Annotated in this window: 13 protein-coding genes; 7 read left to right on the top strand and 6 right to left on the bottom strand. The window is 38.1% G+C overall.

Going from position 1 to position 12,397, the window contains the following annotated elements; genetic code table 11:
* Position 1: 1 nt before the first annotated feature.
* Positions 2 to 1,204 (bottom strand): ankyrin repeat domain-containing protein, encoded by a 1,203-nt coding sequence (locus tag ACK1I8_RS02235; protein WP_412467743.1) that lies wholly within the window; start codon positions 1,202 to 1,204, stop codon positions 2 to 4.
* A 118-nt stretch (positions 1,205 to 1,322) separates the two neighbouring features.
* Between ACK1I8_RS02235 and ACK1I8_RS02240 the strand changes: the two genes are divergently transcribed.
* A complete protein-coding gene (locus ACK1I8_RS02240; RefSeq protein WP_412467744.1) occupies positions 1,323 to 1,652 on the top strand; it encodes a hypothetical protein in 330 nt (109 codons plus the stop codon).
* Positions 1,653 to 1,877: 225 nt separating this feature from the next.
* Positions 1,878 to 4,097: an NADP-dependent isocitrate dehydrogenase gene (locus ACK1I8_RS02245; RefSeq protein ID WP_412467745.1), complete on the top strand. Its 2,220-nt coding sequence runs from the start codon at positions 1,878 to 1,880 to the stop codon at positions 4,095 to 4,097.
* A 369-nt stretch (positions 4,098 to 4,466) separates the two neighbouring features.
* Here the strand turns inward: ACK1I8_RS02245 and ACK1I8_RS02250 are convergent, their stop codons facing one another.
* Positions 4,467 to 4,973 (bottom strand): hypothetical protein, encoded by a 507-nt coding sequence (locus ACK1I8_RS02250; protein ID WP_412467746.1) that lies wholly within the window; start codon positions 4,971 to 4,973, stop codon positions 4,467 to 4,469.
* A 266-nt stretch (positions 4,974 to 5,239) separates the two neighbouring features.
* On the opposite strand from ACK1I8_RS02250, the gene ACK1I8_RS02255 reads away from it, so the two are divergent.
* Positions 5,240 to 5,647, top strand: a complete 408-nt coding sequence (locus ACK1I8_RS02255) for a hypothetical protein (RefSeq protein ID WP_412467747.1) — start codon at positions 5,240 to 5,242, stop codon at positions 5,645 to 5,647.
* A 64-nt stretch (positions 5,648 to 5,711) separates the two neighbouring features.
* Here ACK1I8_RS02255 and ACK1I8_RS02260 read toward each other — a convergent pair whose 3' ends face one another.
* The 3 genes from ACK1I8_RS02260 to ACK1I8_RS02270 form a co-directional block, all read right to left on the bottom strand.
* Positions 5,712 to 7,535 (bottom strand): DNA polymerase III subunit gamma/tau, encoded by a 1,824-nt coding sequence (locus ACK1I8_RS02260; RefSeq protein ID WP_412467748.1) that lies wholly within the window; start codon positions 7,533 to 7,535, stop codon positions 5,712 to 5,714.
* Positions 7,536 to 7,643: 108 nt separating this feature from the next.
* Positions 7,644 to 8,402 carry a DUF1570 domain-containing protein gene (locus ACK1I8_RS02265; RefSeq protein WP_412467749.1) on the bottom strand — a complete coding sequence of 253 codons (759 nt, stop codon included), beginning with the start codon at positions 8,400 to 8,402 and terminating at the stop codon, positions 7,644 to 7,646.
* A gap of 34 nt (positions 8,403 to 8,436) precedes the next feature.
* Entirely contained in the window at positions 8,437 to 9,300 is an 864-nt protein-coding gene (locus tag ACK1I8_RS02270) for an AraC family transcriptional regulator (protein ID WP_412467750.1), read from the bottom strand.
* 182 nt (positions 9,301 to 9,482) lie between these two features.
* Here ACK1I8_RS02270 and ACK1I8_RS02275 point away from each other — a divergent pair, with 182 nt between their 5' ends.
* The 4 genes from ACK1I8_RS02275 (at position 9,483) to rplI (ending at position 11,542) form a co-directional block, all read left to right on the top strand.
* On the top strand, positions 9,483 to 10,076 hold the full coding sequence (locus tag ACK1I8_RS02275; RefSeq protein ID WP_412467751.1) for a hypothetical protein: 594 nt from the start codon (positions 9,483 to 9,485) through the stop codon (positions 10,074 to 10,076).
* A gap of 390 nt (positions 10,077 to 10,466) precedes the next feature.
* Positions 10,467 to 10,823: a 30S ribosomal protein S6 gene (rpsF, locus tag ACK1I8_RS02280; protein ID WP_090982636.1), complete on the top strand. Its 357-nt coding sequence runs from the start codon at positions 10,467 to 10,469 to the stop codon at positions 10,821 to 10,823.
* Complete coding sequence (rpsR, locus tag ACK1I8_RS02285; protein WP_010599582.1) at positions 10,823 to 11,086, top strand: 30S ribosomal protein S18; 264 nt, start codon at positions 10,823 to 10,825, stop codon at positions 11,084 to 11,086. The genes rpsF and rpsR overlap by 1 nt, the downstream gene beginning before the upstream one ends.
* A gap of 12 nt (positions 11,087 to 11,098) precedes the next feature.
* Positions 11,099 to 11,542 carry a 50S ribosomal protein L9 gene (rplI, locus tag ACK1I8_RS02290; RefSeq protein ID WP_090499059.1) on the top strand — a complete coding sequence of 148 codons (444 nt, stop codon included), beginning with the start codon at positions 11,099 to 11,101 and terminating at the stop codon, positions 11,540 to 11,542.
* Between the two features lie 134 nt (positions 11,543 to 11,676).
* On the opposite strand, the gene ACK1I8_RS02295 is transcribed toward rplI, so the two are convergent.
* Entirely contained in the window at positions 11,677 to 12,375 is a 699-nt protein-coding gene (locus ACK1I8_RS02295; protein ID WP_412467752.1) for an SDR family oxidoreductase, read from the bottom strand.
* Positions 12,376 to 12,397: the final 22 nt, after the last annotated feature.

Genomic DNA, 12,397 nt, shown 5'->3' on the forward strand with positions numbered 1-12,397 from the left:
TTTAAGATTGTTTCATCAGTAGTTCAACAGTTTTTATTTTCAGGTTATCATCCGAGGCCAGCATTAAAGCTGTTTGATCCTTATCGTTGGTGAGCGTAGTATCTGCACCATTTTCGATCAGGAGTTTTACTTTCCGGTAAGTTTGTTTTGCTTGTTCAGCTTCGTAATTTACATTGTATGTGCAAACTTTGTGCAATAAAGTATTACCGTGATCATCTGTTCTGTTAATATCTAACTGTCCACTCGCTAAAACAGCTTCTAAAATATTGGACTGTTTTTCAGCAATTACATCTAACGGGGTTTTATCTGCATTGTACCATGTACTGGACTGGTATAGATCGGCACCATCATTTAGCAGCTTTTTGAGGAAGTTGATGCTGTTTTCACTGTCAGACATCATACGTACGTATTCAAACAATAGTGTTTCTCCTTTTTTGTTAACCTGATCAAATGCGGGAATGTCAAAATTGCGAAGGGTATCGTACATGTTTTCATTTTGGGCATGTGCCACTGCATAGAAAAAAGCTGAATTACCCTCGCGGTCGGTTTGGCTAGGGTCTGCACCATTTTCAAGCAAATGTGCAATTAAATTTTTTTTATTAAACTTTACTGCTGTAATTAGAGGTGTTTCCTGTATAATATTACCTTCATTGATGTCAACTCCTTCGGTAAGAAGAATATCGATATATCCTTTAAGTAGATCGGTGGTTTGTTCATCATTCAGGTTATACTTTCTCAGATTGCTTTTTACAACCTGGTGGATATAGTTTTCTTCTGCATTGTTTTTAAAATTGGTGTTGCATCCTGCACCGATACAAGCCTCGATCACACTTAAACCAACACCATTTTCGAAGAGATAACCCAATAAGGTTTTGGTATTTACCTCATCGTTCAGATTATCAAAGTGACCAATAAATTCGTTGAAGAAGCTGATATCATCCTCTTCATTTCCGAGATTGCGAACAATACCCTGGAAAATACTTTTGTCAAAATTGTCGAATTCATAAATGTCGGTTTCGATGGTTTTATCTTTGATCATCATCTTCAGGATTTCGTATTGTTTTTCTCGAAAGAGATTGTCGAAAATTGATGATTTCTGATAATCCTGGAGATTTTTGGACAGTTTTTCGCCGTTTTGCATTAAGCTTTTGGCTTCGTCAAATTTTCGGGCATTTAAGAGTTGATCTAAGGTCGTTCCGTTCATTTAAATTAAAATATTTAAAATAGATAGTGATGTTCGGTTTTCGCTACAAAAGTTTAGCCAAAGAATTTGCCTGACGTAAAATTATCGCGAATGTTGCAGGGAATCAGAATGATAAAGCATGTCTTGTTTTTCAGGAAAGCAATTGCAGTATTCCAGAGGTGAGTATCTTCCTGCTCTGCCTCCTGCCATGAAAAATGGCATCCGTTCGATCAGGTTTAGTTTGGTCATTTTTCTGATGATAGGTCAGTCTCCGTGCAGCAGGCCCATGTTTATAGCCCTGATCGCAGCGGCATCCCCCGATCCTTCATCGGGGATAAAGCGGAGAGCAGGAATAACCTTAAAAAATGCGAATGACCCTGCGCTTCAAATCATGAAAAATGCGTCTGCACGAAAGGACTTTTTATTGGATAAAGCGGAGCGCTGTAGTTTTTTACAATATACAGTATAAGCTGTGTTCCAAAATAAAATGGTATGTTTTATTATCTCTTTTACTACAATTACTACAATCAAAGATTATAGATTTTTAATAAATGAATTGCATATCCAAACCATAAATAACATTACTGTGTTCCTTAATTCATTCGATTATTTTATCTTTAGGCGATTTTAAAAAGATTGGTTTAAGCTATAAACTGATTGAATAATAAACGTAATAAGCAAAATCAATATAAACATGTCAAATACATCAAAAATTATCTACACCAAAACCGATGAGGCGCCCATGTTGGCAACCTACTCACTTTTACCTATCGTACAGGCTTTTACCGCATCAGCGGGTATTGATGTAGAAACCAGAGATATTTCTTTAGCAGGAAGAATTTTGGCCAACTTTCCGGAGTATTTAAAAGACGATCAAAAAATTGGTGATGCGCTGGCAGAGCTTGGTACTTTAGCAACCACTCCAGAGGCAAACATTATTAAATTACCAAATATTTCTGCTTCTATCCCACAACTGGTAGGCGCAATTACCGAACTTCAGGCGCAGGGCTTTGCTATTCCAAATTATCCTGATCATGCACAAAGCGATGAAGAAAAAGCAATTAAGGCTAAATATGCGAAAGTGTTAGGTTCGGCTGTAAACCCGGTTTTACGTGAAGGTAACTCTGATCGCAGAGCGCCTAAGGCGGTTAAAAACTATGCTAAGCAAAACCCGCATTCCATGGGTAAATGGTCGGCAGATTCGAAGACTAAAGTGGCCAGCATGACTGAAGGCGATTTTTATGGTTCAGAAAAGTCGACCACTGTTGCTGAAGCAAGTCAATTTAAAATAGAATTTGTAGCTGCTGATGGCACGGTAACCGAGTTAAAAGGTTTATCGCCACTGAAAGCAGGAGAGGTGATTGATAGCTCGGCATTGAGCTTATCGGCTTTGAAAACTTTTGTAGCAAAAGAAGTCGCTGAAGCTAAAGCTGCTGGTGTGTTATTATCTGCACACTTAAAGGCAACCATGATGAAAGTGTCTGACCCGATTATTTTCGGTGCCATTGTGGAGGTTTATTTTGCAGATGTTTTTGCAAAATATGCAGATCTTTTCAAAGAATTAAATATCGATACACGCAATGGTTTAGGAGATGTATACGCTAAAATTGCAGGTAACCCTAAACAGGCTGAAGTAGAAGCTGCATTAGCACAGGCCATTGAAAATGGTCCGGCTTTGGCCATGGTAAATTCTGATAAAGGGATCACGAACTTACATGTGCCAAGTGATGTGATTGTTGATGCTTCTATGCCGGCCATGATCCGTACTTCAGGACAAATGTGGAATGCAGCAGGTAAACTTCAGGATACCATTGCTTTGATTCCGGATCGTTGTTATGCTGGCGTATATACGGCAACTATTGATGACTGTAAAGCAAATGGTGCCTTTGATGTAACTACGATCGGTTCGGTACCAAATGTTGGTTTAATGGCTCAGAAAGCTGAAGAATATGGTTCACATGATAAAACTTTCCAGGCTACCGCTACAGGAACCATCCGTGTTACTGATGCAGATGGTAACGTGTTTTTTGATCAGAAAGTAGAAAAAGGCGATATCTTCCGCATGTGCCAAACCAAGGATGCACCGATTCAGGATTGGGTAAAATTAGCCGTAAACAGGGCGCGTTTATCAGAAACGCCTGCAGTTTTCTGGTTAGATGAACAAAGAGCACATGACAGAGAGATTATTGCAAAAGTAAATACCTATTTAAAAGATTACGATACCACAGGTTTAGACATTCGCATTCTGGCTCCGATTGAAGCCACTAAATTTACTTTGGAGCGTATCCGCAAAGGTTTAGATACTATTTCGGTTACCGGTAACGTATTGCGTGATTATTTAACCGATTTATTCCCGATTTTAGAATTAGGAACATCTGCCAAAATGTTATCTATCGTTCCTTTAATGAACGGTGGTGGTTTGTTTGAAACCGGTGCCGGTGGCTCTGCTCCGAAACATATTGAGCAGTTTATTGAGGAAGGTTATCTGCGTTGGGATTCGCTAGGTGAATTCCTGGCACTTCAAGCTTCTTTAGAGCATTTATCTCAAACCCAGAACAATGAAAAAGCCCGGGTATTGGCCGATGCTTTAGATGAAGCAAATGCTAAATTTTTGGCCACTGATAAATCGCCAGGTAGAAAATTGGGTACCATTGATAACCGTGGTTCTCACTTTTATTTAGCTTTATATTGGGCGGAGGCATTAGCAGCTCAGAGCAAAGATGCTGATCTGAAAGCCAGATTTGAACCATTGGCTAAAACTTTGTTGGAAAATGAGGCGAAAATTAATGAAGAGTTGATCGGTGCACAGGGCAAACCTCAAAACATTGGCGGTTACTATAACCCTGATGATGAATTGGCAAGTAAAGCCATGCGTCCAAGTGAAACATTAAATACGGCTTTAGCTAGTTTATAAGCTAAGTGGTTCACTTTAATGTGCTTCTTTAATTGAGAGTTGACAACTCCTGAAATATTTAGCGTCCTGATGTAAAAAATCGGGACGCTTTTTTTATGATGTATAATTTCGAATTTTATTCATTTCGCTGGAATTTTATGATTCTTATTCATTTGGAAAGCAGTAGCAGAAGCATTTGGGTTACAGTAGTCCCGCTCCCGCTGCTGCTCCCGATGAAGGATCGGTAGCATCCCGCTTTGATCGGGTTTAGGTGGCCTGGCCGATGGTGTAAATTTTGCGAAGTTGTTAATCCCTAATCCCTCGGTCCTGTGTCCCCACAGACCGAAAAAATTAAGCGCAAATACTATTTTCATTTAATTTGCTTTTTTTTTAATCGCTGCCCTTGTTTGGCCAAAAATAAATCGCAAAAAAGGAAATAGAAGATGCAATGGAAAGAAAGAAGAATAGAAATGAAGTGTTACTGGCATTTTCAGTGTTATCATAAATGATTAATCCATCTGCGTTGATCTGTTGGACTTTAAAATCATCAAATACAAGATTTTTCTTTATTAAAATATTGAGATTTTTGGAAGTTTTTAAACCGTCATTCACTGCGTCCAATTCTTTTCTACTATCGTGGATTTGTTCTAGTCTTTGCTTAACTTCAAATAATTGCTTATCGTTTTTTAGTTTAAACCTTAAAACGGCTACTTTATTGGTATCAGCTGTGTAAGAACGGCTCCTTTGAACGATTACTGTTTCAATATCTACCATTGAATGATCGAGGACACCCTTAGTTTCTTTCAGTAATCTTTTGGGAAAAAGAATATCAGCCAAAAGATAGATGGCGAAAATTAAAGTAATGAAACCTAAGATTAAAGCTTTGAGATTTTTCAATATTTTAGGGTATTCATTTTAATATTTTACCGTAAATCTAATAGAATATTCTGCCTTTAAAAAAAGAATTTTAGACGCTTTGCCTGCGTGAGGGATAGCAGCGGAAAGCCCACAGCCCGATTTTTCATCGGGCGAGGACTTGTAGTGTATAGCCCGACCCTTGCGCAGCTTGGGGCACGCTCAAATAATAACAGAATTTACGGTTAAAGAAAAACCATATCTATACCGCTTTGTTATAACAATATAAATTAAAGGAAACTTATATCATGGAAATTAACGAAAATAAAGGATCGCAGGATAAAATACATAGCACCACAGAAAATAGCGAAATCAATAAAGAAAATCTTGCTTATGATGAAACTAAGCAGAGTTACGAACTCGATGTAAAGGGGACAGACAAAGAATACGATCACCCGATGGGATATGAAACGGTTGCTGCGGGTGCAAGAGATGATGACTCGACCTACGATGAGGCCAACCCTTATGTTGGTGATGAATATGCAAGTAATGAAGAAATTGCAGAAGATAACCTGGAAGAATTGGGCATGCACGTAGATAACGGTGAAAGTGTAAAACTTAGCCCGGAAGATGAAATTCTTGCCCGTACACCTGAAGATAACCGTGATGATCTGGATGAGGAAGGTTATCCGGTTAATGACGCCCCACAAGATTAGTTAACAGTTTTCGGTTGGCAGTTTAAATTCAGCTGCCAACTGAAAATTACTAACTGAAAACTGCCTAAGGATTAATATCTAAATTAAACCTCCTCCTCAATTCATCCAATTTCGGGTTTTTATTGACCAGGTAATCATACTTTTCACGATTACCGTAAAGCCTGTTTTCTATCTTACGCTCGGTTAACTTATAAGTAACCTCAATACCAAAGTTTCTAAGTTCGTTTCGTAAGAAATTTAAAAGTTCAACTGATTCTTGTTGTACGAGGTGTTCCTGTGTTTTGCTCTCTACAGAAATTTCGATCAGCTCAGGATTCAAAAGTTTCGGTGCAAAGTTATTTAAGATCGTGAAAAGGTTAATCTTATCCGCTGCCTTCATCTTCTGCGTAAAGGCATTCCATACTTCCAATAAACGATCATAACTAAAAGGTTCGCGTGCTTCGCCGGTTGCTTTTTTAGGGCCTTTATCTTCTTCTTCCTGTGCGATGCGGTCAAAATCGTTCAAAGACGGAATAAGCATACTTGTTACTTTAGCCTTCGGGATATTAATGCTGATGGAAGTTGTAGATGGTGACGGAATGTTTCCTTCTGAGTTTTCTTTCGCTTTTTCTTCTACAGGAATACTGGGCTGAACGGGAACATTAACGGTAGGTGTTAGTGTAGGAATAGTCTTTTCACTTTCCGCTTTCAGCTTTGGACTTTCAGCTTGTTCAGCTACGACATTAGTTTTTTTTTTATCCTGATCTGCGTCAGTTGCTGTATTATTATTTAAAGGCTGTTGTGCTAAATTGACGACCGATCGGATATGGCACATTTTAATCAATGCCAATTCTACCTGTAAACGCTGGTTTTTAGAGTTTTTGTAATTTAAATCACAGGTATTGGCTAAATTCAGTGCTGTTAACAGAAATGATAGTTCGGTTTGCCTGCACTGATCCAGGTATTTTTGTTTAATGTTTTCGCTAACTTCCAATAACTTAATGGTAGCGGCATCTTTACCTACCAATAAATTGCGGAAGTGACTGGCCAAACCATTGATGAAGTTGTTGCCATCAAAACCATTGTTCAGGATTTCATCAAACAGAAGCAGGGTCTGACTCACTTCTGCTGCGGTTAAATAGGAGGTCAGCCTGAAAAAATAATCGTAATCTAAAATATTGAGGTTGTCGATTACCGCCTTATAGGTAATGTTCTTGTTTGCATAACTGGCAATCTGATCGAACATGGAAAGGGCATCTCGTAAACCTCCATCAGCTTTTTGTGCAATAATGTGCAGGCCGTCACTTTCGAAAGCAATATCTTCACGCTGGGCTATTTTCGACAGGTGACTGGCAATATCTTCTACCTGTATGCGGTTGAAATCGAAAATCTGGCAACGCGATAAAATGGTTGGCAGGATTTTATGTTTTTCGGTAGTAGCCAGGATAAAAATAGCATAAGATGGTGGCTCTTCCAGTGTTTTCAGAAAGGCATTAAATGCACTTTGAGATAACATATGAACCTCATCAATAATATAAATTTTATACTTCCCGGCTTGTGGTGGTATTCTAACCTGCTCAATCAGGCTACGGATATCATCAACAGAGTTGTTGGAGGCCGCATCTAATTCGTGTACATTAAAAGAATGACCGTTCTGGAAAGATAAACAATTGTCGCATTGGCCACAGGCCTCCATATCGGCTGTAGGGTTGGTACAGTTAATGGTTTTGGCCAGGATACGTGCGCAGGTAGTTTTACCTACTCCCCGCGGCCCGCAAAATAGAAATGCCTGGGCAAGCTGGTTGTTTTTAATGGCATTTTTTAACGTGCCGGTAATATGCTGCTGGCCAACAACGGTTTCGAAGGTGGCTGGGCGGTATTTACGGGCAGAAACGATAAAATTTTCCATCGGCACGAAAATAGGAAAAATTTAGGTGTTGTAAGATTGAAAAGTCGGAATGTGGAAAAGTTGAAATAGGATATGAAAGAAGCTTTATTGGTAGTTAAGTATTCAGGCCTATCCATGATAGTAGTAAAACTGTCTATATCTTTCTTCAAACTTGCTGAAACTGCCGAAAGTAAGTTCGATTGCTTTTTCGGTATCATAACCCTGCGTGTTTAGTTTTATGATGTTTTTTAACATCTCTGTTCTCTTCGATTTGATGAAAAAATAAATTACGCTATAGGCCGTGTTATAATTGTCATCTATATCATGCCCATAAAATGAACCGCTATAAATTTTAAAGAAATTTTTTAACCTTTCGGTGTTTTTTAAATCTATTCCTGCCTTTATATTCTTAATTCTGCTACTTTGCGGGTAGGCGTATAAATTTCCTTCGCTGTCAAAATCCAGTGTTTCAAAAAACTCCGCCAATCCTTCATTTAACCATTTGGGCGAATTTTTGAAATTGAACTGAAAAATACTGTGGCTGGCCTCATGCAGGGCAACAGAAATGAAATCGCTGCTCTTGTATACAAAAGCTTCGTTAATTGCAGCTATATAAAATCCGGAGCTGTTTATGGGTGCTTTATATGTTTTTTGTACTAACCGAAAATCTTTATTTTTTCCATAGAGATTTAGTTTTACCGGGGCAGTAATGTTTTCTCTGGTTTCAAAAATTTCGTTGCAGAACATACGTTCGTAGGCAATCAGTTTTTCTATTTTCTTTTGCTCAGTGTCGCTTATTTTGCAATTGACTAAATTGATGTCGACGTATTGAGGATAACAGATAAGACTGGTTAAATTAGCCAATAAGCATAGCAAAAAACTTTTCATCGTGTAGTATACCTGGTTTAATGATGTTTTATGTTTAGGTCATAATAGCTTTCAGTTCATTCCGATATTCTGAAGCACTTTTTCCGGTAAATTCCTTAAATAATTTATTGAAATGGCTAAAGTTGTTAAATCCGCTTTCATAAGAAATATTGGCTATACTGGTCTGCTTTTCGGCCAAAAGTTTAGAGGCATGTACCACACGGTATTCGTTTACGAAATGGGTAAATGTTTTCTTTGTAATCTTTTTAAAGTAACGGCAAAAGGAGGGGACGGTCATGCTCGACATTTCAGCGATATGCTTTAGGCTAATCTGCTCCTGGAAGTGATCTTTTACATAATTGAAGATCATATTGATGCGGTCGTTATCCTGTACCTGCATTTCCATCGAAAATCCGTCGGCGTTTAAAATTTTGTAGTCTTTTGCATGTTCAAGCGTTTTTAGTACGCTAAGTAGGGATAAAAGCCTGTTAAAAGGAGACTGATCGTCCATCATTTCTATTTTGTTTCCCACTGCCTGCATGGTTTCCCTGCCAAAGGCTATCCCAGCCTTTGATTTATCGAACAGTTCCTGTATCCCTTTAATTTCCTGCAGGCCTAAAAAAATGCTGCCCAAAAAATCAGGTTTCATCTGGATTACGGTCTCGTTTTTATTTCCGGTATTGGTATCAGTGAAGCCGCAATGAGGCAGGTTGCTGCCAATCAGGATCAGGTCGCCGTCAGTGTAATAGGAAACGTGACTGCCAATCTGCCTTTTTCCGGCTCCTCCATTAACAAATACGATCTCAATTTCGGGGTGGTAATGCCAGAGGTGGGCCATGTTATTGGCATTCTCTACGTATTTAGAATAATAAAATGAACTCCCGAAAGAAGGCTCAACAACCTCAAAACTTGGTTTCATATTTCGTTGAATTATTTAGGCTAAAATACATAAAAATATGCTTTATTATGGGTTTTGTTAAAATTACAGGTAATTGCGGGTAATAGAGCATAGATATTGGAAAATATGCAATCACCTGGCTTGAGGATGCCTCCTTATCTTAGTGGTGTCATTATAATGATTAACTCAACAAAATATTGGTTATGAAAAAGTTCTTAAAAATCGGTTTAATAGCAGCGTTATTTTTTACTGCTACGGGTGTATACGCTAACGATGGTGATTTTACTTTAACAGTAAAAGGTGAAAAGGAAAAATTTATCCGTTTCTCTGTAGATAAAGCAGAAAATATTAATGTATCGCTAATTGATGCATATGACGAGGTGCTATTTGAAGAAAGCATCCATGCTACGGCTGCTTCCAGCAAAATCTATGATCTGAATGAACTCCCTGATGGAAAATATACGCTTAAAGCAGCGTCGGATGAAAAGGTGGCTAAATATAATGTATTGATTAAAAATGGTGAAGCAATTGTTTCTGAGCCAAAGATATCCAGGATATTTAAACCTGTTTTTACTAAAAAAGATCAGGTAATTACGCTTAACCTTGAAAACCTGGAAAACAATCCGGTAGAAGTGAGGGTATATAACGAATACAACGATGTGGTTTACAATGAGGTGTTTAAAGATAAATCGCAATGGTTAAAAAAATTCAATGTCGGCAGAACAGATTCTAAAGAATTAACCTTTGTGGTGAAGTATAATGATGATAGTTTTGTAAAAACGATAGAAACCTATTAAAAATCTTTACCGCTAATTGATACAGGGAGATTGTCGGATAGACGAACTCTCTTTTTTATGTAAGACGGGGTAGGTAAGATGGATGGTGTTGCAAGACAGCCTTCGATAGATAAAATCTGATTACCTTTTATGTAAGATGGAGTATGTAAGATGGAGTATGTAAGATGGATGATGTTATGCGACTTTCTTATTTCGATTTTCTTCTCTCACTTTCGCTTTCCATCTTCCATTTTCCGTCTTCCCTTAACCATTTTCCTTCATCCGTTTTACCCCAATGTTTTTCATGATATAAAATCCAATTAATCATTTGATTTTAAGAAATATATTATTACTTTTGCATCCCCGTAATATACCTCGGGATTAAAAAAATTAAAAACATAATTTATAACAATGAATCAGTACGAAACTGTTATCGTTCTAACCCCGTTGTTATCTGAAGAAGCTGCGAAAGAGGCATTAGCTAAATTCAAAGCCGTTCTAACAGATAACGGAGCCGAAATTATCCAGGAAGATAATTGGGGTTTGAGAAAATTAGCGTATCCAATTGCAAAAAAATCAAATGGATTCTTCAACTTAACTGAATATAAAGCTTCAGGAGATTTGATCGCTAAATTAGAGCTTGAATTAAAACGCGATGAGCGTGTGTTACGTTTCTTAACTATCCGTTTAGACAAACATGCTGTTGCTTACAATGAGAAAAAGCGTAGTGGTGCTTTTAACAAAAAAACTAAGGAGGTTGCAGCGTAATGGCCAGAGAACAAATACAATACGTAACTGCCCCTAAAGTAGAGGATAACCGTAAAAAATATTGCCGTTTCAAGAAAAACGGAATTAAATATATCGATTACAAGGATGCAAACTTCTTGTTGAAATTTATTAACGATCAGGGTAAATTATTACCACGCCGTTTAACCGGTACATCGTTAAAATTCCAACGTAAAGTGGCTCAGGCCGTTAAACGTGCCCGTCATATCGGTTTATTACCTTTTGTTGCTGATCAATTAAAATAGGAGGCTAGAGATATGGAAATTATTTTAAAACAAGATATTAAAGGCCTTGGTGAGAAAGATGATGTAGTTACAGTAAAGCCAGGTTTTGGCCGTAACTATTTAATTCCTCAAGGATTTGCAGCATTAGCTACTTCTTCTGCTAAAAAAGTATTGGCAGAAAATTTAAAGCAAGCTGCTTTTAAACAAGATAAAATTAAGAAAGATGCTGAAGGTGTTGCTGAGCGTTTAGCTGATGTTAAACTTTCAATCGGTGCCAAAGCGGGCGAAAGCGGAAAAATCTTCGGAGCGGTTAACACTATCCAGATTGCTGAAGCATTAAAAGCACAAGGCTTTGATGTAGACCGCCGTCGTATTACTTTCGAAACTGAACCTAAATTTGTTGGCGAATATGTGGCTAACTTAAACTTACACAAAGAAGTTAAAGTTCAGGTTCCTTTCGAAGTAATCGCTGAATAAGCATTGTTAAATCAAGTCAATAAGAAAGGCCTTCCGATTAAATCGAGAGGCCTTTTTTTATTGGATGTAAAAGGTAATGATGTGAGATGGGGGAACTCCGTTTTCCATAATCCATTTCACATCTTCCATCGTTTCTATCCCTTCGGTGTAGTTGGTCGGATTTCTACCTTGCTAGGCAGTGTTCTTGCCGGCATGGCCAATAAATCAACAATCAGTTTACCCATATCTTCCGGCTGGATCTTCCAGGCATCATTTTCACTGTCAGGCTGATGATCATTAAAGTGACTCGCAACAGATCCCGGCATAATAGTGCTTACTTTTACGCCATACTTCCTTAAATCGAGCATCACCGATTGGGTAAATCCTGTTAAGCCGAATTTACTGGCATTATAAGCCGATCCTCCGGCAAAAAAGTTCGTGCCTGCCAAACTGGAAATGGTAAAGATATGTCCTTTGGTTTTTTTAATTTCCTCAACTGAGGCTTTAATACTGTAGAAAACGCCTGTTAAGTTAGTGTCAATCGTTTCTTTCCATAAATTAATATCCAATTCGTCAACAGGGGCAAAATGACCAACACCTGCATTGGCAACAAGTACATCCAATTGTCCCCATTTCTCAATGATCAGATTTACAGCATCCTGTTGGGATTTAAAATCTGCAACATCTGCTTCAATAGCCAATACATCGCCATGTGCTACCAGCTGAGATGCAGCCTGATTTGCGCTGGCAATCGTTCTGCTTGTTATGGCTACTTTGTAGCCTTCTTTTAAAAGTGATTCGGCAATGCCAAAACCAATTCCTTTGCTTCCGCCTGTAATTAATGCAACTTTCATGTTGTTGTAACGTATGATATCG

The organism is Pedobacter sp. KLB.chiD (genome assembly GCF_047040275.1).
GTDB lineage: Bacteria > Bacteroidota > Bacteroidia > Sphingobacteriales > Sphingobacteriaceae > Pedobacter.